Source organism: Anaerococcus sp. Marseille-Q7828, assembly GCF_949769285.1.
GTDB lineage: Bacteria > Bacillota > Clostridia > Tissierellales > Peptoniphilaceae > Anaerococcus.
This window is the reverse complement of the sequence record NZ_OX458331.1, coordinates 1,862,224-1,882,877: the sequence shown is the minus strand read 5'-3', so window position 1 is coordinate 1,882,877 and position 20,654 is coordinate 1,862,224. Positions and strand designations below refer to the sequence as shown.

Annotated in this window: 11 protein-coding genes, 11 tRNA genes and 3 rRNA genes; 21 read left to right on the top strand and 4 right to left on the bottom strand. The window is 38.6% G+C overall.

Annotated elements, in window-relative coordinates; genetic code table 11:
* Nucleotides 1-68: 68 nt before the first annotated feature.
* A complete protein-coding gene (gene fabG / locus QNH69_RS09040; RefSeq protein ID WP_282930130.1) occupies nucleotides 69-797 on the bottom strand; it encodes a 3-oxoacyl-ACP reductase FabG in 729 nt (242 codons plus the stop codon).
* A 45-nt stretch (nucleotides 798-842) separates the two neighbouring features.
* Here fabG and QNH69_RS09035 point away from each other — a divergent pair, with 45 nt between their 5' ends.
* Nucleotides 843-1,679, top strand: coding sequence for an aldo/keto reductase (locus tag QNH69_RS09035; protein ID WP_282930129.1), 837 nt, complete (start codon nucleotides 843-845; stop codon nucleotides 1,677-1,679).
* Between the two features lie 313 nt (nucleotides 1,680-1,992).
* Nucleotides 1,993-3,291, top strand: coding sequence for an albumin-binding GA domain-containing protein (locus QNH69_RS09030; RefSeq protein ID WP_282930128.1), 1,299 nt, complete (start codon nucleotides 1,993-1,995; stop codon nucleotides 3,289-3,291).
* A 188-nt stretch (nucleotides 3,292-3,479) separates the two neighbouring features.
* On the opposite strand, the gene QNH69_RS09025 is transcribed toward QNH69_RS09030, so the two are convergent.
* The 3 genes from QNH69_RS09025 to QNH69_RS09015 all read right to left on the bottom strand — a co-directional run bounded on the left by QNH69_RS09025 (nucleotide 3,480) and on the right by QNH69_RS09015 (nucleotide 8,094).
* Nucleotides 3,480-5,696, bottom strand: a complete 2,217-nt coding sequence (locus QNH69_RS09025; protein WP_282930127.1) for a metallophosphoesterase — start codon at nucleotides 5,694-5,696, stop codon at nucleotides 3,480-3,482.
* Nucleotides 5,697-5,858: 162 nt separating this feature from the next.
* The gene (gene gltA, locus QNH69_RS09020; RefSeq protein WP_282930126.1) at nucleotides 5,859-7,265 is read right to left on the bottom strand and encodes an NADPH-dependent glutamate synthase; all 1,407 of its coding nucleotides are present in this window, start codon (nucleotides 7,263-7,265) and stop codon (nucleotides 5,859-5,861) included.
* On the bottom strand, nucleotides 7,258-8,094 hold the full coding sequence (locus QNH69_RS09015) for a sulfide/dihydroorotate dehydrogenase-like FAD/NAD-binding protein (RefSeq protein WP_282930125.1): 837 nt from the start codon (nucleotides 8,092-8,094) through the stop codon (nucleotides 7,258-7,260). Before QNH69_RS09015 ends, gltA begins: the two co-directional genes overlap by 8 nt.
* A 111-nt stretch (nucleotides 8,095-8,205) precedes the next feature.
* Here QNH69_RS09015 and QNH69_RS09010 point away from each other — a divergent pair, with 111 nt between their 5' ends.
* The 19 genes from QNH69_RS09010 (at nucleotide 8,206) to QNH69_RS08920 (ending at nucleotide 20,651) form a co-directional block, all read left to right on the top strand.
* Entirely contained in the window at nucleotides 8,206-9,975 is a 1,770-nt protein-coding gene (locus tag QNH69_RS09010) for an ABC transporter ATP-binding protein (RefSeq protein ID WP_282930124.1), read from the top strand.
* Between the two features lie 68 nt (nucleotides 9,976-10,043).
* Nucleotides 10,044-10,814, top strand: a complete 771-nt coding sequence (locus QNH69_RS09005) for a DnaJ domain-containing protein (protein ID WP_282930123.1) — start codon at nucleotides 10,044-10,046, stop codon at nucleotides 10,812-10,814.
* Between the two features lie 10 nt (nucleotides 10,815-10,824).
* On the top strand, nucleotides 10,825-11,607 hold the full coding sequence (locus tag QNH69_RS09000) for a threonine/serine exporter family protein (RefSeq protein ID WP_282930122.1): 783 nt from the start codon (nucleotides 10,825-10,827) through the stop codon (nucleotides 11,605-11,607).
* Nucleotides 11,608-12,075 carry a threonine/serine exporter family protein gene (locus QNH69_RS08995; RefSeq protein ID WP_282930121.1) on the top strand — a complete coding sequence of 156 codons (468 nt, stop codon included), beginning with the start codon at nucleotides 11,608-11,610 and terminating at the stop codon, nucleotides 12,073-12,075.
* Nucleotides 12,075-12,563: a peptide-methionine (S)-S-oxide reductase MsrA gene (gene msrA / locus QNH69_RS08990; protein WP_282930120.1), complete on the top strand. Its 489-nt coding sequence runs from the start codon at nucleotides 12,075-12,077 to the stop codon at nucleotides 12,561-12,563. The genes QNH69_RS08995 and msrA overlap by 1 nt, the downstream gene beginning before the upstream one ends.
* A 323-nt stretch (nucleotides 12,564-12,886) precedes the next feature.
* Nucleotides 12,887-14,416, top strand: a 16S ribosomal RNA gene (locus tag QNH69_RS08985).
* 100 nt (nucleotides 14,417-14,516) lie between these two features.
* A tRNA-Ile gene (locus QNH69_RS08980) sits at nucleotides 14,517-14,593 on the top strand.
* Nucleotides 14,594-14,896: 303 nt separating this feature from the next.
* Nucleotides 14,897-18,028: ribosomal RNA gene (locus tag QNH69_RS08975) — 23S ribosomal RNA — on the top strand.
* Nucleotides 18,029-18,227: 199 nt separating this feature from the next.
* Nucleotides 18,228-18,344, top strand: a 5S ribosomal RNA gene (rrf, locus tag QNH69_RS08970).
* Together the 16S, 23S and 5S rRNA genes with 8 tRNA genes alongside form the textbook arrangement of a ribosomal RNA operon.
* A 66-nt stretch (nucleotides 18,345-18,410) precedes the next feature.
* Nucleotides 18,411-18,485: transfer RNA gene (locus QNH69_RS08965), tRNA-Asn, on the top strand.
* A gap of 69 nt (nucleotides 18,486-18,554) precedes the next feature.
* Nucleotides 18,555-18,631 (top strand) — tRNA-Met (locus QNH69_RS08960).
* A 59-nt stretch (nucleotides 18,632-18,690) separates the two neighbouring features.
* Nucleotides 18,691-18,767: transfer RNA gene (locus tag QNH69_RS08955), tRNA-Met, on the top strand.
* A 221-nt stretch (nucleotides 18,768-18,988) separates the two neighbouring features.
* Nucleotides 18,989-19,063 (top strand) — tRNA-Glu (locus tag QNH69_RS08950).
* A 121-nt stretch (nucleotides 19,064-19,184) separates the two neighbouring features.
* A tRNA-Glu gene (locus tag QNH69_RS08945) sits at nucleotides 19,185-19,259 on the top strand.
* 137 nt (nucleotides 19,260-19,396) lie between these two features.
* Nucleotides 19,397-19,472, top strand: a tRNA-Val gene (locus QNH69_RS08940).
* Between the two features lie 179 nt (nucleotides 19,473-19,651).
* A tRNA-Asp gene (locus QNH69_RS08935) sits at nucleotides 19,652-19,728 on the top strand.
* Nucleotides 19,729-20,234: 506 nt separating this feature from the next.
* A tRNA-Thr gene (locus tag QNH69_RS08930) sits at nucleotides 20,235-20,310 on the top strand.
* A 111-nt stretch (nucleotides 20,311-20,421) separates the two neighbouring features.
* Nucleotides 20,422-20,496: transfer RNA gene (locus tag QNH69_RS08925), tRNA-Gly, on the top strand.
* Between the two features lie 78 nt (nucleotides 20,497-20,574).
* Nucleotides 20,575-20,651: transfer RNA gene (locus tag QNH69_RS08920), tRNA-Arg, on the top strand.
* Nucleotides 20,652-20,654: the final 3 nt, after the last annotated feature.

Sequence of the window (20,654 nt, the reverse complement as noted above, 5' to 3'; positions counted from 1 at the left end):
TAGGTCATTTTATATTGTACTCAAAAGTAACTTCAACTTTTAAGATGCAGTATACTTTTTAGTAGATTTTAGTAAAACCCTCCATTAATATGAATAATATCGCCAGTTATATAGGAAGCCTCATCTGATATCAGATACTTTACCAAGCCTGCAATTTCTTCGGGCCTAGCAAATCTGTTTGATGAGACTTCTTTTTTTAATTCTTCAATCTCATCATCTGTGAAGTCATTTCTCATCATATCTGTTTCTACCATACCTGGGGCTATGGCATTTACTCTGATGCCTGATGGCGCTAGTTCTTTTGCCAAAGCTTTTGTGAATGTATTGATTCCTCCCTTTGAGGTGGAGTATAGAGCCTCCATGCTCGCCCCAAAATCTCCCCATATAGAGCTCATATTAATGATTACTCCGTATTGGTTTTTTATCATATTTGGTATGGCTCTTTTGCTATTTAAGAAAACTGAGTTCAAGTTTGTATTTATTACATCCTTCCATGTCTCAAACTCTATGTCCTGAATCAGAGAAAAGTGGGAGATACCTGCATTATTAATCAGTATATCAACGTGACCAAAGTTTTTTTCACCTACATCAAACATCATATTGACATCATCTTCATTTGATACGTCAGCCTTTATTGCAATCACATTTGTATTTGTTTCTCTAAGTTCGTACAAAAGCTCAAAAGCTTTATCCTTGCTGTTTTTATAGTTTATTATTATATTGTAATTATCGTTAAGTCTTCTAGCAATTGCAGCACCAATCCCCCTAGAAGACCCTGTTATTAATACTGTTTTCATAGTATGATTATACATAAATAAAGCGTTTTAATAAAGGAGGCAACAATGAAGTATTTTAAACTAAATGATGGGATAGAAGTTCCAGCTATTGGACTTGGAACATTTAAAATAACAGAAGAAAAAGACATGGACCATACAATAGAATCAGCACTTGAGGCAGGATATACTTATTTTGATACAGCAAAATATTACCATAACGAGGATATTTTAGGCAAATACCTTAAAGAGTCTGGCAAAAAAAGATCAGACTACCAAATAGCTACCAAGGTTTGGCCAAGCGCCTTTGGTTATGATGCGACCAAGAAATCCTTGGACGATTCCCTAAAAGATCTAAAGGTTGACTATATAGACGTTGCTCTAATTCACTGGTATGGAGAGGGCTATAAGGAAACTTGGGAAGTTTTCAATGATTACAAGAACCAAGGACTAATCAAATCAATTGGAGTATGTAATTTTTCTATTAAGCAAATGACAGAGCTATTAAAAGGAGGCCCAGCTCCAGTCCTAGACCAACTAGAAAGCCATCCACATTTGCAAGATGTGGATACTCATAACTTCCTAAAAGAAACTAACATCCTCCACCAAGCTTGGAGTCCACTTACTCAAGGCAAGTCAAATATATTTCAAGAAGTAGTAGTTAAAAACTTAGCAAAAAAATATGGCAAAAGCCCTGCTCAAATCATACTAAAATGGAATATAAGCCGTGGAGTCATGGTCCTTGCCAAATCATCTCATAAAGAAAGAATAAGAGAAAATATTGATATCTTCAACTTTGAACTTACAGATGAAGATATGAAAGCAATGGCAAGCCTTGACAAAAAACAAAGATACTCTGCAGATCCAGAAGATGAAAAGTGGTTGGAAGAAGCTGGGAATATATAAAACAAGCCCGTCCGGCTAGGGGAGGACCCGTCCGCTCCCTCTAGGGCAAACCAAACACTATCTAACCACCTCGTATATTATAGTTGTAAGATTGCCTTACACTTATATAGGATATATTTGATAAGCTTCCCGATAATCATAAAAGCTCTGTATATTTATGGATATTTCTAATATGTTACAAATGTGTAAAAATAATGAAGAAATCCACACAAATTCCACACATAATTGTTGCAATTTGTAACCAATGATGATACAATAATTACTGATAAAGTATTACAACAAAAATAATTTTCATTTACCAAGGAGAGAAATTATGAAAAAATCAAATGTATTAGCAATAGCACTATCTGCAGGTCTAGTACTTGGCGGAGCATCTACTGCTTTTGCTGCAGAATGGGAAGACCCAAATCTTTCAGATTGGGAAAAAGTAGCTGCAGAACTTGAAGCAGAAGCTGCAAGTCAACCAACAGAAGAAGAAAACTATGCTGACGGTCTAAGAGGTGAGTGGGAAGATCCAAATAAAGATCCGTACGGAAAAGCATGGGAAGATGCATCCTTAGAACAAGATGAAAGACTAGCTAAAGAGAAAAAAGAAAAAGCTCTTGAAGAAGCTAAAGAAGCAGCAATAAAAGAACTTAACGAAGCTGGGATTACATCTGACTTCTTACTAAATCAAATCAGAAGAGCAAAGACTATTGAAGGTGTAGAAGCGCTAAAAACAGAAACTTTAGAGTCTCACAAAAAATCGCAAGTTGATCCTGGTAAAAAAGTAACTATTGATGAATGGAATCTTGCAAACGCAAAAGAAGAAGCTATAGAAGCACTTAAAGCAGCAGGCATCACATCAGATCTATACTTTAACCAAATCAACAGAGCTAAAACTGTTGAAGGTGTAAATGCCCTTAGAGACCAAATTATAGAAGCTCACAAAAAATCACAAGTTGATCCTGGAAAAAAAGTTACAATCGATGAGTATCTAACAGAAGTTGGAATGGAAACAGAAGAATTAGCTAGAAAACAAGCTGAAGATGAGCTAAAATCAAAAGGCCTTGAAAAATTCTACGATATTGAAGTAAGACAAGGTTATTCTGATGGTGAATATGGAAGATGGTTCTACAGATTCGTACCAAAAGTAGATGATGTTGTAGAAGTACCTACACCACTTACTCCACTAGTACCTGCTGATGAAATATTCCCAGCACCAGAGAAAACTCCAGACGAAGACCACATAGATTTACCATCTATCCCTGAATTCCCAACAGATGAAGACAAACCAGTTGTTACTGATAATGATGATGAACAAAAAGCAAAAGATTTAACTGACAAATTAAATAAAATAACAAAAGATATTCAAGATACATTAATAGAAAACGAAAAGAATATCGATGATAAAAAACCATCTGATGATGAAAATCCAGATGACAAAAAACCAGAAGATGACAAAAAGCCAGAAAATGATAAGAAACCTGAAGAAGATAAAAAACCTGAAAACAAAAAACCAGCAGGTAATAAATCTGGCAACCCAAAAACTGGCGTAGGTGCAATGACATCTGTAGTATCAACACTAGCAATCTCAATGGCTGGTATTGTAGCAACAAGAAAGAAAAAATAATTCAAAACTTATATTAGATAATATTGCGCAAATTATCTGACTAAAAAAACTCGAGTAAAATCTCGAGTTTTTTGTATCTTAATATTCATAAATAAATAGGAAGATTTAGATTCAATCGGCGATAACAGATAATGTGCTTTCGCCAGTTCACAAAAAAGATGCCCCTTTTAGGGAGCATCTAATTTTCCTTATTTATTTTTCTTTGATGCAAAAACTCCTGCACTTGCAAGGGCTAGGGTTGCGTATACACTTGCTAGACTTGCTACTCCTGTTTTTGGGTTTGAAGATTTTTTAGAACTCTTTTCACTTTCTACTTTTTTGCTTGTCTTTTTAAGATTTTTGTTTTCTTTTGGAGCTTTAGGAGCCTTTGGACCTTCTTCGCCTTTTTCAGTAAATTTGATGTCAGATAGTCTTGTTTCTAGGACTTCTATAGCAGAGTCAATTTCTTCTTGACTAGTATACTCGCTATTTAGAACTTCATTAGCTCTATCAAGGGCATCTTGGTATAGTTTTACATTTTCTTCATCTTCAACTACTTTGAATGATTTAGCTTCAGTAATGTAGTTTTCAAGCTTTGTTTTGTCGACTTTTTTATCATTCATTGTAGGATTTTCTATGAAATCATCTGTTTTGTTGATAGTGTAGGTGTCGACAATCTTGCCTTCTGGATCCATTGTTGTTAGGTTGAATTTGTTTTGAGCAAAGCTTAGTCTAGAGAAGAGTTGGCTACGGTCGTCCAAGCTTCTTACTACAAACCATTGATCTTCTCCGATTGGATTGTAGAATTTTGAACCTGCTGAGGTAGACATAGTTAGGAAAAGTGTTCCGCGTGGATTTGTGACTTCTTTTTTGTCATAATCAAGTTTAATGCCATCTACTATTACTTTGCCATTTTTATAGATTCTGTTGTTGTAGGTTTCTGAATAGCCTTCTTTTATGCCGGCATTTTCATCTTTTGAATCTGTACCATATGCTTCTTCAAAGCTCATAGCTTGTTCACCAGCTATCATTTGACCAGTTCTGGTGTAGATGTGGTCATGGCCGTTTAGGACTAAGTCTATACCGTTTTCGTTAAATATTTTTACGAGCTCGTGTCTTCTTTGAAGTATATCTTTGTCAGATGTGTGAGTAGCTGTTGAGTATGGTGCGTGGTGGAATGATACTACTTTCCATGAGAAGTTTTTACCACGTTCTTTTGTTGCTTTTTCGATTGCATCTTTGATGAATGCTTCGTGTTCTTTGGAATCAATGACATTTGAGTTAAGGTTGATAAATAATGTATCACCATATGAGTAGTAGTAATCTCCAGGAATATAGTAAGCAGTTCCATCTTCGTTAACCTTTGATATTGATCCTAATTTTGATTCGTTTGGTAGATAGAAGTGGTCAGCAAAAACTGTATTTCTTTGGCTATGGCCATCCTTATCATTGACATATGTTTCGTGGTTACCTACTACTGATGAAAATACCCTTTCTTTGTACAAGTCATTATCCAAGAAATAGTCATATTCACCTTCTAAGTTTGCAATCTCAACATTATCACCCATAGATAGGTAGAAATGTGGATCAAGTTTACGAGCTTTTTCTATAGATTTGCCAAAGTCTACCTTGTCTTGGTCAACTTTTGCTTGAGTGTTCTTGTTTAGGCCTTTTTTATCCCAAACGCTGTCACCAGATCCGATTTGTGGGTCGCCAAAATATGCTATGGAGAATTCATTGTTTTTGCCAAGGGCCTTTGTTTGTAGTGTATAAGTTTCTGACTTGTAAGATCCTGTTTGTACATAGTATGTATAGGTCTTGCCAGGAGTGATATTTACTATAGCTGTGTAGGTGCTATATCCGTTTTTGTCACCAGTTTTTCTTGCTCTTACAGGTTCATATTCTTTTCCATCAAATACAAGTTTTGATTCTGTCACATCGCCTGTTGCAAACCAAGTGATAGCAATTTCGTTTTCATTTTTACCGTTGTTTACTACGATGTTTTTGATTGGTGTTGTGATGGATTCAAGATTGTGGTTAGCGTATTTACCATCTTTTTTACCATATTCACCGTTTGTTTCTTCTAATTTTTTAGCTACTTCTGGGTCAATGTTATCTACGTTTTGATCTTCGCCAAAACTATCTCTTTCAGTTTCAGTAGCTCTGTTAAATTTGTTTGTACCATCAGCTTCTCTTACATTTGCTTCATTTTTTGGGAATGTAACTTCGTCATCTTGGAAGTTAAAAACATTATCAGCTGAGTAATCAATTGCTTCATGGTTAGTTTCGCTTGTTGCTTCTTCATTAGTTTCGATGATTGCTGCTTCTGGTTCTTTAATTTCTTCTGCTGCATGGGCAGTAGGGAAGATGGTTGTTGTAGCTGTTGCTATAACTAGGGCTAATATTATCTTTTTGTTGTTTTTCATAAATATCCTCCTATGTATAATCACATTTATTGTAGGCCTGATTTATTTCAATATTTATAAATTTATGTTAAATCCATGTAAAAATAAAAAAAGAACCCAAAAATGAGTTCTTAATTTGCAAGATAATATTATTAGCATTGTCAAAAATTTTCTAAGTAATAATTATTCTTTAGATTTTTTAGTCTTGATATATTTGTCGATATTTTCAGCCGCTTTTTTGCCAGCACCCATGGCAAGGATTACAGTTGCAGCTCCACTTACGGCATCACCGCCTGCAAACACTCCGTCTTTGGTAGTCATAGTAGTATCTTCACTTATGATTATTCCACCCCAAGATTCTGTTTCTATATCAGAATTTGTTTGTTTGATAAGTGGGTTTGGACTTTGGCCTATGGAAATTATTACAGAGTCAAAATCAACTTTTTCGTATTCACCTGTTGGAATAGGACGGCGACGACCAGACTTATCTGGCTCACCAAGTTCCATCTTTTCAAGCTTTACAGCTTTGACCCAACCATCTTCGCCAAGAATTTCTACTGGATTGTGGAGATTGAGGAATTTCACTCCTTCTTCCATAGCATGGTGGCTTTCTTCAATCCTTGCAGGCATTTCTTCAAAGCTTCTTCTGTAGACAACTGTTACATCAGCACCAAGTCTTTTTGCAGATCTAGCTGCATCCATTGCTACGTTGCCGCCACCAACAACACAAACTTTTTTGCCGACTTTAACTGGTGTATCAAATTCTGGGAACTTATAGGCTTTCATAAGATTCATTCTGGTCAAAAACTCATTTGCAGAATATACGCCATTTAGGTTTTCTCCAGGGATGCCCAAAAATGATGGAAGGCCAGCACCCGTTGAAATATATATAGCCTCAAAACCTTGGTCAAAGAGTTCATCTAGGGAAATAGTACGACCTACTATAGTATTGGTTTGAAGTCTTACTCCTAGTCCTATTACGTTTTTTAGTTCCTTTTGTACAAGTGCCTTTGCCAACCTAAATTCCGGTATACCATACATCAAAACTCCACCTGCTGTGTGGAAGGCTTCAAATATTACAACTTGATAGCCCATTTTTGCAAGATCTGCAGCAGCAGATAGACCAGATGGGCCAGAACCTATTACGGCTACTTTTGTATTTTGGCTGGTTACTTCAACTGGTTTGTTGTAGGAATTACTCATATGCCAATCAGCGACAAATCTTTCAAGTCGACCTATAGCAACTGGTTCGCTTTTTATTCCTCTAGTACATACACCCTCACAATGAACTTCTTGTGGGCAGACTCTACCACAAATGGCTGGTAGGTTGTTGGTTTTTGCGATAGCATCATAGGCATTTTCTAAATCTCCGCTTACAAGGTGGTTGATAAATTCTGGAATATGAACAGATACAGGACAGCCAGACATACATGGGGCGTTTTTGCATTGCAAACATCTAGTTGCTTCTTCTTGGGCCATTTCCAAAGTGTATCCTAGGGTTACTTCTTCAAAATTACTATTTCTAACATTTGGGTCTTGTTCTGGCATCTTTACTTTTTCTTTTGCCATATTAATTTTGTAATCAGCCATTTCTTACCTCTCCTGTTAAGTTGCAAACATGGTCTCTTTCTTCTTTTATGTAGTTTCTTGATCTATTCATAGCCTCAGCGAAATCTACCTTGTAACCATCAAAATCTGGTCCATCAACACAGGCAAATTTCATCTGGCCATCAACTGTTAACCTGCAGCAACCACACATACCAGTGCCATCAACCATAGTTGAGTTCATACTAACTGTAACTGGTATATTATAAGGTCTGGCCACTTCTACAACATTTTTCATCATTATTACTGGCCCTATGGCAAGAATATGGTCGTAATTTTTGCCAGAGTCAATATTATCCTTTAAGATCTCTGTTACAAAACCAGAATGTCCATATGATCCATCATCAGTTGCTATGTACAAGTTTTCACTAGATTCTTTTAGCTCATCTTCAAGCAAAATTAAATCTTTGTTTCTAAAGCCAATTATTACGTCAACATGAGCACCGATATCGTGGAGATATTTGGCTTGTGGATAGGCAATAGCAGTACCAAGCCCACCACCGACTACACATACATTTTTGCCTTTTAGACTATCAAGTTCTGTTGGGACTCCTAGTGGACCTACGAAGTCAAGGAAACCATCTCCAGCCTTAAGCCTATCCATTCTCATAGTCGTTCCACCAACTACTTGAACTATGATTGTGACATTTTCACCATCTGTAGAAGAAATGGTAAAAGGAACTCTTTCTCCTTTTTCATCAAGTCTAAGCATTATAAATTGTCCTGGCAAAGCCCTTTTGGCAATGTTCGGAGCATTAACTACAAATTTAATTGTATTTTCATTTAAGTTTGTTTTTTCAATTATTCTAGCCATATTGCCTCCTGTTATAATAATAACAAATCATTGTTTGATTTTCAACTTTAGTAAATATCATATGAAAATGGTAAGGTACTTATATTAGAAAAATTTATTAAAGGAGGCCAAATGAAGGAAAAATCATATTCTAATAAATATTTGATAAAAAGATTCTTACCTTATTATAGACCTTACAAAAAAATATTAGCAGCAGATCTTTTTGCATCTGCTTTAACAACAGTCTCAGGACTGGTTTTACCACTTTTACTATCTTATTTAACAGATTGGGCCCAAGTTGGTCTGCTTGATACACATAGGGTGGTTAAAGTTGGAATTATTTTTGTAATAACTAAAATAGTTGAGGTTGCTGCAAGATATTTTATGCAGTCCTTGGGTCATATAATGGGAGCTAAGATTGAACGTGACATGAGAAAGGATGTATTTAACCATCTATTGACTATGGATACAGAGTTTTTCAATGAAGCACGCATTGGTTCACTTATGAGTAGGCTTACCACAGACTTATTTGACATAACAGAGTTTTCCCACCACGTACCAGAAGAAATTTTGGTAGGTCTAATCAAATTAATCCTATCTTTTATAATCTTACTAACTATTAATTGGAAACTTGCCCTTATAATCTATGTAATTATTCCAATTATGTTTGTAGTTTCTGGTAATAAACGTAGGGACTTTAGGAAAGCTACATTAAATGTAAAAAGACAAATAGGAGAGATAAACTCAGGAGTAGAGGATACTTTGCTTGGAATATCAGTTGTCAAATCTTTTGCCAATGAAGAAATAGAAAAGGATAAGTTTAAGACTAATAACGATAAATTTGTAGACATCAAAAAAGATAGATATTTTGACATGGCAGGTTTCTTCATGATCAATGAAGCCTTTGCTGGCTTTATGTACGCCATATTGATATTTGTCGGTGGAATGTTTGTAGTAAATGATTATATAAGCCCAGGAGATCTCGTTGCCTTTACCATGTATCTAAATATGTTAATAGCAACTATAGAAAGGCTTATAAACTTTACAGATGTTTATCAAGCTGGTTCTACAGGCATAGAAAGATTTGTAGAAGTCATGGATTTGAAAAACAATATATATGACCACGATAGTGCAGAAGAATTAGAAGATGTGCGTGGGGAGATAGAATTTAAAAATGTTTATTTCAAATATCCAGAGACAACAGAAAATGAACCATATGTACTTGAAGACATCAATTTTTCTGTAGATGTAGGAGAAAATATTGCCCTAGTCGGCCCATCTGGTGCAGGAAAAACTACTATTTCTAAACTAATTCCTAGATTTTATGATATAGAATCAGGATCCATTACCCTTGATGGTAAGGACATCAGAGATTTAACCTTAGAATCTTTGAGAGATAATATAGGTATTGTCCAACAAGATGTTTATCTTTTTGGTGGCACTGTCAAAGAAAATATCCGATATGGTAAGGATGATGCCACAGATGAGGAAATTGAAAGAGCGGCAGAACTTGCCGGAGCTACCGAATTTATCAAGGACTTACCTTATGGTTACGACACTCACATAGGTGAACGAGGAGTTAAGCTTTCTGATGGTCAAAAGCAAAGAATTTCCATAGCTAGAGTATTTCTTAAGAATCCACCAATACTTATACTCGACGAGGCAACAAGTGCCCTTGACAATAAGAGCGAGGCTATAGTTCAAAAATCACTAGAACTTCTATCTAAGGGCAGAACTACCATAACTATTGCCCATAGACTTTCTACTATTAAAAATGCTGATGAAATTTTAGTTTTAACTTACGATGGAATTGTCGAACGAGGCACTCACAAAGACCTACTTGATAAAAAAGGCATCTATTATAATCTATATAATAGTAACAACGAAGAATTATTTGGCTAAAATTAACTTATAATAATTTACTAAAACATAGAATCTTTGATATAATCAAACTGAATGGAGATTTTACTATGAAAGTACTAGGAAAAATTATACATGGCTTAGCTACAGGACTTGGAACTATTTTTAATGTTTTGATCAACATTATGAATGTAATCGTTGTTACTTTTGAAGGCATTAGGCAATTGCTATTTGGGATTTTTATTATTGGGTGTTCCACTATATTTATATTTCCAATAATTCCCCTTATGCTTCCCAAAAACGTCACTTACTTTATATTTGCCGTAATATTTATACCTATTCTTGGACCAAAGTTTATATCTCTACTAAGATATTTGAACTACACACTTACAGAGTGGATGTATGATAGGGCGGATTCAATGATTACTGGTAAAAAAGTTGGTTATGAAAGTATATCTGACTATTCCAACAAGTATAAGTATGAGCAAGAACAAGCAAGAAGACGTGCCCAAGAAGAAGCAGCTCGCCGTCAACAGGAAGAGATGAACCGTAGATTTGAAGAATTTGCCAGAAATTTTGGCGGTTATTCTAGAACGTATTACCAAAACACAAATCAAAACTACAATCAAGGTTATGGTGGCTTTAATGGAGTAAATGATATTGGATTTAAGGAAAAGTATGAGAGAGCTTGCAATACCCTGGGACTTGCTTATGACACTGATATCTACCAAGTTAAGTTAAATTATAGGAAATTAGCTAAAAAATATCACCCAGATATCAATAAAAACCCAGATGCAACGGAGAAGTTTACCAAGGTTAACGATGCTTACGAATTTTTAACAGAAGATAATATTAAAAAATACAAGCAAAATTATATGTAAAGGAAGGCTTATGACATCAGAAAATATAACTTCAATGCATGATGCTGTGATCCTTTCGGAGATGGCTGCAGAAGCAGGCGCTATCATGCTTGCCAATGGAGCAGAGATTTATAGAGTTGAAGATACAGTTGAACGCATATTAAGATCACAAGAATCTATAAGAGATGTGGATGTTTTTTCTTCTTTTAATGTAATAATTATTTCCTTTTCATATAAGGGAGAAATTCATTCCAATATGAGAAGAGTTAAAACAAGGTCGAATAATTTGCATTATGTAGACAAAGTCAATACCTTTTCAAGGGATTTTTCTAAGGGAATGTACTCTTTGGAAGAGGCTTTGCTAGAAATAAAAAATATAAAAAAATCAGAAGGAACCAAAGTCTCGCTAAAGGTCCTAGGAGCAACTGTAGCAGCAGGGGCATATTCAATCCTACTTGGAGCAGGAATGGCAGAGATTATATCGTCATTTATTGTTGGATTCTTAGGATATGAATTGTCCTTAATCCTAGAAAAAAATAAGCTAAATTACTTTGTTGTACATTTTTTCTATGGGATATTTGTTTCGCTACTTAGTATAATCATAAACTCATTTTTACCTATAAGTATAGATGTTGTTATAATAAGTTCTATGATGGCCTTTGTACCTGGAATTATGATTACAAATGCGGTTAGAGACCTTATGAGTGGAGATGCTACAAGTGGAATGACTGGCTCTGTTATGGCAATATTAATATCAACAGCCCTTGCCCTAGGAGTAGCCGTTCCAATAGGACTATTAGGATTGGTGAAATAAATGAGATATATAATTGAATTTATAGTTAGTATATTATCATCAATAGGTTTTGGCCTAGTGTTTTCAATGCCAAAAAGAGCACTTTTAGTTTCTGGAATAAATGGTGGTATAGGATGGATAATCTATAAGCTTGTATTAAACACAACATCAAGTATCTATGTAGCAAGCTTTCTATCAGCCCTAGTCATAGCCAGTATATCTGAAATCCAAGCAAGGAAATTCAAATTTCCAGCATCAATATTTATAATCCCTGGAGTAATTAATCTATGTCCAGGGGAAGCAATATATAATACCATGAGATTTTTTATAAATAATCAAAGCCAAAATGCTATAGCAAGTTTTTACAAATCTATAGCAATAGCGGGAGCTTTAGCCTTTGGAGTACTATTAGCAAGTTCACTATCAACATCAATGAAAAAATTTAGGATAAGAGGAACAAAAAGAACAGATTATTTAAAGGAGACATGATGATAAAAGAAATATATCTAGCAGGAGGATGTTTTTGGGGAGTAGAAGCCTATTTTAAACAAGTAGATGGTGTAGTTGATACAGAAGTAGGCTATGCAAATGGCAGAAGCGAAGAAACCAACTACCAAAAAGTTGCCCTAACCGACCATGCAGAAACAGTTCATATCAAATATGATGATGAGACTATAAGCTTAGAAAAACTTTTGGAATATCTCTACTATATAATAGATCCATTTTCAGTAAACAGACAAGGAAATGATATAGGTCGACAATATAGAACAGGGGTTTATTCAAAAGATATAAAGGACTTAGAAAAGACTAGAGAGTTTATAAAAAGTAAACAAGAGAAGGCTGACAAAGAAATAAGAGTTGAAGTAGAAGAACTCAAAAATTTTATAATAGCAGAAGACTATCACCAAGATTATTTAGACAAAAACCCAAGAGGCTATTGTCATATAAACCTTAATGATAAGCCAAATTTCAGCTAAAAAATATAAAGGTGCACATATGTGCATCTTTTTTTATAAAAAATATTAAAAAAAAGTGTTGACAAGATAAAAATACCATGGTATTATATATCTTGTCGTTAACAAGCGACAATGAACCAGATAGTCAAAATAAACTATCTACATTTAAATAGTAATTAAACTTTAAGCAATTAATTTGAGTAACCTAAAATGATTCAATCTATATATCAATAGATGGATAAATTTAAATCACGCATTGATTAATAATCAGTGTAAATGAAACGAGTCATGATTAGATGGCTTTCATAAAGAATTAAAACTACAATATAAGTAGTAAAAATATTTTTCATGAGAGTTTGATCCTGGCTCAGGATTAACGCTGGCGGCGTGCATAACACATGCAAGTCGAACGATGAAACTTAAAAGATTTCTTCGGAATGACCTTAAGTGGATTAGTGGCGAACGGGTGAGTAACGCGTGAGTAACCTGCCTTACACAAGGGGATAGCCTCTGGAAACGGAGAATAATACCCTATGACATTACAATCTCGCATGAGGAAGTAATCAAAGTGTTTTAGCGGTGTAAGATGGACTTGCGTCTGATTAGCTAGTTGGTGAGATAACAGCCCACCAAGGCAACGATCAGTAGCCGGCTTGAGAGAGTGTACGGCCACATTGGGACTGAGACACGGCCCAGACTCCTACGGGAGGCAGCAGTGGGGAATTTTGCACAATGGGGGCAACCCTGATGCAGCGACGCCGCGTGATTTAGAAGGCCTTCGGGTTGTAAAAATCTTTTGTATAGGAAGAAAATGACAGTACTATACGAATAAGGTCCGGCTAATTACGTGCCAGCAGCCGCGGTAATACGTAAGGACCGAGCGTTGTCCGGAATCATTGGGCGTAAAGGGTACGTAGGCGGTTAGAAAAGTTAGAAGTGAAAGGCTATAGCTCAACTATAGTAAGCTTTTAAAACTGTTTAACTTGAGAGATGGAAGGGAAAGTGGAATTCCTAGTGTAGCGGTGAAATGCGCAGATATTAGGAGGAATACCGGTGGCGAAGGCGACTTTCTGGCCATTATCTGACGCTGAGGTACGAAAGCGTGGGTAGCAAACAGGATTAGATACCCTGGTAGTCCACGCCGTAAACGATGAGTGTTAGGTGTCTGGAGTAAATCTGGGTGCCGCAGCTAACGCAATAAACACTCCGCCTGGGGAGTACGCACGCAAGTGTGAAACTCAAAGGAATTGACGGGGACCCGCACAAGCAGCGGAGCATGTGGTTTAATTCGAAGCAACGCGAAGAACCTTACCAAGTCTTGACATATTACGGCGTGTTTTAGAGATAAGACACTATATCTTCGGATAACTGTAATACAGGTGGTGCATGGTTGTCGTCAGCTCGTGTCGTGAGATGTTGGGTTAAGTCCCATAACGAGCGCAACCCCTATGGCTAGTTACCATCATTAAGTTGGGGACTCTAGCAATACTGCCGGTGACAAACCGGAGGAAGGTGGGGATGACGTCAAATCATCATGCCCTATATGACTTGGGCTACACACGTGCTACAATGGCAGGTACAGAGGGCGGCGAGACGGTGACGTCAAGCGAACCTCAAAAAGCCTGTCCCAGTTCGGATTGCACTCTGCAACTCGAGTGCATGAAGTTGGAGTTGCTAGTAATCGCAGATCAGAATGCTGCGGTGAATGCGTTCCCGGGTCTTGTACACACCGCCCGTCACACCATGGAAGTTGGCAATACCCGAAGCCTGTGAGCGAACCTTTTAGGACGCAGCAGTCGAAGGTAGGGTCAGTAACTGGGGTGAAGTCGTAACAAGGTAGCCGTATCGGAAGGTGCGGCTGGATCACCTCCTTTCTAAAGAGAATTCCAATGGGGGTACGCTCCCATTGGAAAGGAAACGATACGTTGTTTCCTAACTATTAGAAACAAATTAATTGGTGCCTATTAATTGCTTGGACCTGTAGCTCAGGTGGTTAGAGCGCACGCCTGATAAGCGTGAGGTCGGTAGTTCGAGTCTACTCAGGTCCACCATAATGACCTATCCCAATTTTGCAAAGCAAAATTGATGGAAGGTCAGACGTCGCGGCGTTTCAAAGTTGCTTGCAACTTTGTCAGCAAGCCGACGCATCTTGTAGCTACTAGTAAGTCTAGTTAGCTACATAAATTACTATTTAAAAATATGAACCACCTAACAGAGGAAAGGAAAGTACAAACAAAGTACTAGCGTCTTTTTGCCTCTGATATCTAAAGATATCAGAAATCAAAAAGATTCGAAATCAAAGATTTCGAACCCCCTCAGCTTAGGCATAAAATTAAATAGCAAACAATATTTCCAGTCAAGAAAGAAAGGGCGCCAGGTGGATGCCTTGGCACATGAAGACGACGAAGGACGTAAGTGAACGAAAACTAGGGCAAGCTCACAAAAAGCCATGACCCCTAGGACTCCGAATGGGGAAACCCGGCTGTGGAAGACACAGTCATCATTAAGCGAATACATAACTTAATGAAGTAAGACCCTGCGAACTGAAACATCTAAGTAGCAGGAGGAAAAGAAAGAAAACTCGATTTTCCAAGTAGCGGCGAGCGAAAAGAAAACAGCCCAACCCAATAAGAAATATCAAGGCAAGTCGAATCATTTGGGAAAATGAACCAAAGAAAGTGAAAGTCTTGTAGACAAAAGCCAAAATATTTTTGGGAGCAAGTAGCAGTGAACACGAGGAATTTGCTGTGAAGACAGGGGGCCCATCCCCTAAGGCTAAATACTAACATGTGACCGATAGCGAACAAGTACCGTGAGGGAAAGGTGAAAAGAACCCCGCAAGGGGAGTGAAAAAGAACCTGAAACCTAGTGCCTACAAGCAGAGAGAGCACAATAGTGTGATCTCGTACCTTTTGTAGAATGGGCCAGCGAGTTATCATATAAAGCAAGATTAAGCATTTAAGATGCGAAGTCAAAGCGAAAGCGAGTCTTAACAGGGCGAAAGTTAGATATGATAGACCCGAAACCGGGTGATCTATCCATGGTCAGAGTGAAGGTGAAGTAAAATTCACTGGAGGCTCGAACCGGGTGCGGTTTAAAACGCATCGGATGAACTGTGGATAGGGGCGAAAAACCAAACGAACCCGGAGATAGCTGGTTCTCCTCGAAATAGCTTTAGGGCTAGCCTATGACCAAAGATTTAAGGAGGTAGAGCACTGAATGGCCTAGGGCGGCATACCGTACCAAAGCCTATCAAACTCCGAATGCCAAAAAATCAGGTCATGGAGTCAGACTTAGAGGGATAAGCTCCTAAGTCGAAAGGGAAACAGCCCAGACCGACAGCTAAGGTCCCAAAATCTGGATTAAGTGGAAAAGGATGTGAACCTACCAAGACAACCAGGACGTTGGCTTAGAAGCAGCCATACATTCAAAGAATGCGTAATAGCTCACTGGTCAAGTGGGTTTGCGCCGAAAATAAACGGGGCTAAAATCCAGTACCGAAGCTTCGGATTGATAGAGAATTTAAATCTATTCACATAAAAGGAAACCATAAAAAAGGTAAAAGAAAAAACTTAACTAGGAAATATTAAAACACACAATCAAGATAAAACGAGTTATCAAAAATTTACGCAAATATCAAACACAAAGATAAAGGTAAGATCGGCAGAACAAAAACAAATCAAAAGATTTGAAAAAAAGATAAGATAACTACGATATCACCGAAAACAGACATACAAAAAAAGTATGACCCTGGTTAAGCGTATTCAAAAACCAAAAAAGTGGTTACTTATGTATAGATTTAAACTCTCTATCAGTGGTAGAGGAGCATTGTATTAGGGGTGAAGCCTAAGCGAAAGCAAGCGTGGACTTAATACAAGAGAGAATGCTGGCATGAGTAGCGAGAAGGAGAGTGAGAATCTCTCCCGTCGAAACCCTAAGGACTCCTGAGCAAGGCTCGTCCCCTCAGGGAAAGTCGGGACCTAAGGCCAGGCCGAAAGGCGTAGCCGATGGACAACAGGTTTAGATTCCTGTACCGCTTAAAGTCGCTAAAGAGACGTGATGACGCAAGAGGATAAGCTAGCTGCCCGATGGATGGCAGTCTAAGCACAAAGGCTGATTAGTAGGCAAATCCGCTAATCATAAAAGCTAATGTGTAATAGGCATCGAAAACATAAGTAGAGAAATAGCCGACTTCAAATTGCCAAGAAAAGTCACTATCAAGACCAAAGCGCCCGTACCAAAACCGACACAGGTAGGGAGGTAGAGAATACCAAGACGCGCGGAAGAACCTTTGTTAAGGAACTCGGCAAAATGTCCCCGTAAGTTAGCGAGAAGGGGAGCCTGAGCGATCAGGCCACAGAAACCAGGCCCAAGCGACTGTTTACCAAAAACACAAGTTTCTGCAAAATCGAAAGATGACGTATAGGAGCTGACACCTGCCCGGTGCTGGAAGGTTAAGGGGAAGGCTTAGAGCAATCGAAGGCTAGAACTTAAGCCCCAGTAAACGGCGGCCGTAACTATAACGGTCCTAAGGTAGCGAAATTCCTTGTCGGGTAAGTTCCGACCCGCACGAAAGGTGCAACGATTTGGGCACTGTCTCAACAAAGGATCCGGTGAAATTGTAGTAGTCGTGAAGATGCGACTTACCCACGCTAGGACGGAAAGACCCCGTGGAGCTTTACTGTAGGCTGATATTGGATTTTGAGATTAGACGTACAGGATAGTTGGGAGACAAAGAAGTGTGTACGCCAGTATACACAGAGTCACCCTTGGGATACCAACCCTCTAATATCAAAATTCTAACATTGACCCATGAACCTGGGCAATGGACATTGTCAGTTTGGCAGTTTGACTGGGGCGGTCGCCTCCCAAAAAGTAACGGAGGCGTTCAAAGGTTCGCTCAGAATGGACGGAAACCATTCGCAGAGTACAAAGGCACAAGCGAGCTTAACTGCGAGAGACACAGCTCAAGCAGAGTAGAAATACGGACTTAGTGATCCGGTGGCACCGCATGGAAGGGCCATCGCTCAACGGATAAAAGCTACCCCGGGGATAACAGGCTTATCTCCCCCAAGAGTCCACATCGACGGGGAGGTTTGGCACCTCGATGTCGGCTCGTCTCATCCTGGGGCTGAAGTAGGTCCCAAGGGTTGGGCTGTTCGCCCATTAAAGAGGCACGCGAGCTGGGTTCAGAACGTCGTGAGACAGTTCGGTCCCTATCCAGCGTGGGCGTAAGAAATTTGCGAGGAGCTGTCCCTAGTACGAGAGGACCGGGATGGACATACCACTGGTGTACCAGTTGTTTCGCCAGAAGCATAGCTGGGTAGCTAAGTATGGCATTGATAAGTACTGAAAGCATCTAAGTACGAAGCAACCCTCAAGATAAGATTTCTAAAAGAAGGTAAAGAAAATACCTTAGATAGGTCCAAGGTGTAAGTACAGTAATGTATTAAGCTAAAGGATACTAAACTTTAAATCTTGACTGGAAATATTGTTTGAGAGACCTAACCCAATTTGTAGTTAGCCCGTCCGGCTTATTGAGGACAAATTGATGGTAGGTCCTCGTTCAGAGTTTCCCAATAGCGCAAAGCGCGATTGGTAGAAACTTACGAACCAATCGTATTGATAATCAATCTGTATGAAGGTAAGTTTAACTGAACGCTATTTAATGGTTCATAAACTAAATATGGTGATGATTGCATGAGGGATACACCTGTTTCCATACCGAACACAGAAGTTAAGCCTCATAACGCCGATGGTACTCGGAGGGCGACCTCCCGGTAGAGTAGGAAATCGCCAAACATTTACTACTAGCTAGCCAATATAGGCTAGACTAGTAATAGATGAAATAATATCAAGTATAAATATGCTTAGGTAGCTCAATGGTGGAGCACCCGGCTGTTAACCGGTAGGTTGTGGGTTCGAGTCCCACCCTGAGCGCCAAGAAAAGCTTTTTTATTAGAGTGTGAATTTACTTAAATTAATAGTATAGTTCTTGTAATACTAAAATGACGCGGGATAGAGCAGTCTGGTAGCTCGTCGGGCTCATAACCCGGAGGTCGTTGGTTCAAATCCAGCTCCCGCAACCAAAAAAAGTTCTGATGGAAAAAAATATGATACCATCAAAAAACATAACACTATTATATATGGCGAAGTAGCTCAGTTGGCTAGAGCATTCGGTTCATACCCGGAGTGTCAAGAGTTCAAGTCTCTTCTTCGCTACCATTTTTTTATTAAATAATAATCGTGCTTTGTTCACGATTTTGTTTGGCCCCCATGGTCAAGCGGTTTCTTGATCCTAACCCCAAAACTTTGTTTTGGCTGGTAGGTCAAATGTCGCGAAACAGAAATCTACGATTTCGTTTTGTAGCCGACGAAGACATATCAAAGCGAAGCTTTGAAATTAATTTAATATATCATAACAATATTCAAAAGAAATTTTGTTTGGCCCCATGGTCAAGCGGTTAAGACATCGCCCTCTCACGGCGGGTTCTCGGGTTCGAATCCCGATGGGGTCACCATATATTACTTATATATAATAAAAGTATGACAGACTTCGTTTGAAGGAGAACCACCGTGTTCACGGCGTGTAGTTTTTCGGAATCATCTCGAAAAATTATATACAGCTAAAAAAAGTAATAAGGCCCTATGGTCAAGCGGTTAAGACACCACCCTTTCACGGTGGTATCCCGAGTTCGAATCTCGGTAGGGTCACCAAACAAGCCCCTCCGGCTAATGTAGGAGTCGCACTACAGTGCGAAATACCGCAGGACGAAAGTCCGAGGACTAATTATTTATCAACAAGCCGACGGGTTAGTATGTAATATGAGAAAAATTCTTTATACATACGATCTGGAAGTATAGCTCAGTTGGGAGAGCATCTGCCTTACAAGCAGGGGGTCACAGGTTCGAGCCCTGTTACTTCCACCAAAAAACTAGCCCGTGCGGCTAGAGGAGCACTCTCCATGAAATGGTCTTGCGAAGCAAGAAACTAGCACGTCAGGCTGATAGAGGACCCGTGCGGAGCACTCGCTGGGCAAGCCCGAGAAAAGCCCGTCCGGCTAGAGAATAATAAAAAAAAGATATATTTACAAATGTTATTAATTTATGGCCTGGTAGTTCAGCTGGTTAGAATGCCGCCCTGTCACGGCGGAGGTCGTGAGTTCGAATCTCATCCAGGTCGCCATAAAAAACTATTTATCTGGAGAAATTGATTATAATCGCCGTTACGGCGGAGGGTTCTTTGGGCTCATCAAAGCTATCGCAATGATTCACCTCAAAGATTTCAAATCATTTTGATTTGAAACCCTACAAGGGACAAGTTCGAATCTCATCCAGGTCGCCATTAAAAAAATAATTATCTGGAGAATTCGATTATAATCGCCGTTACGGCGGAGAGTTCTTTGGGCTCATCAAAGCTATCGCAATGATTCACCTCAAAGATTTCAAATCATTTTGATTTGAAACCCTACAAGGGACAAGTTCGAATCTCATCCAGGTCGCCATTAAAAAAATAATTATCTGGAGAATTCGATTATAATCGCCGTTACGGCGGAGAGTTCTTTGGGCTCATCAAAGCTATCGCAATGATTCACCTCAAAGATTTCAAATCGTTTTGGTTTGAAACCCTACGAGGGACAAGTTCGAATCTCATATATGTCTCCATTAAATTTTTGTAATGGAAAATATAGCGCTGATGTAGCTCAATTGGCAGAGCAATTGATTTGTAATCAATAGGTTGTAGGTTCAAGTCCTATCATCAGCTCCAAATAAGCCCGTCCGGCTAGGGGAGGACCCTCCATGGAATGGTCTTGTGAAGCAAGAAAAGCCCGTGTAGCTAGAGGAGCATTATTTATAAAATAAAATTCACAAGATATATGCGGATGTGGCTCAGTGGTAGAGCATCGCCTTGCCAAGGCGAGGGTCGCGAGTTCGAATCTCGTCATCCGCTCCAATTTAACATTTTATAGTTATTTGAAATTTCTCTTGCATTAATTTCACATTGGTGTTATAATAAAAGAAATCAAGTTATGCGCCTGTAGCTCAGCTGGATAGAGCAACGGACTTCTAATCCGTGTGTCGGGGGTTCGATTCCTCCCAGGCGCGCCATTT

Coding starts and splice junctions, on each gene's coding strand:
- QNH69_RS09015 (WP_282930125.1), bottom strand. CDS start 8,094: ATGGCTAGAATAATTGAAAAAACAAACTTAAATGAAAATACAATTAAA.
- QNH69_RS09010 (WP_282930124.1), top strand. CDS start 8,206: ATGAAGGAAAAATCATATTCTAATAAATATTTGATAAAAAGATTCTTA.
- QNH69_RS09030 (WP_282930128.1), top strand. CDS start 1,993: ATGAAAAAATCAAATGTATTAGCAATAGCACTATCTGCAGGTCTAGTA.
- QNH69_RS09005 (WP_282930123.1), top strand. CDS start 10,044: ATGAAAGTACTAGGAAAAATTATACATGGCTTAGCTACAGGACTTGGA.
- gltA (WP_282930126.1), bottom strand. CDS start 7,265: ATGGCTGATTACAAAATTAATATGGCAAAAGAAAAAGTAAAGATGCCA.
- msrA (WP_282930120.1), top strand. CDS start 12,075: ATGATAAAAGAAATATATCTAGCAGGAGGATGTTTTTGGGGAGTAGAA.
- QNH69_RS09035 (WP_282930129.1), top strand. CDS start 843: ATGAAGTATTTTAAACTAAATGATGGGATAGAAGTTCCAGCTATTGGA.
- QNH69_RS09000 (WP_282930122.1), top strand. CDS start 10,825: ATGACATCAGAAAATATAACTTCAATGCATGATGCTGTGATCCTTTCG.
- QNH69_RS09025 (WP_282930127.1), bottom strand. CDS start 5,696: ATGAAAAACAACAAAAAGATAATATTAGCCCTAGTTATAGCAACAGCT.
- fabG (WP_282930130.1), bottom strand. CDS start 797: ATGAAAACAGTATTAATAACAGGGTCTTCTAGGGGGATTGGTGCTGCA.
- QNH69_RS08995 (WP_282930121.1), top strand. CDS start 11,608: ATGAGATATATAATTGAATTTATAGTTAGTATATTATCATCAATAGGT.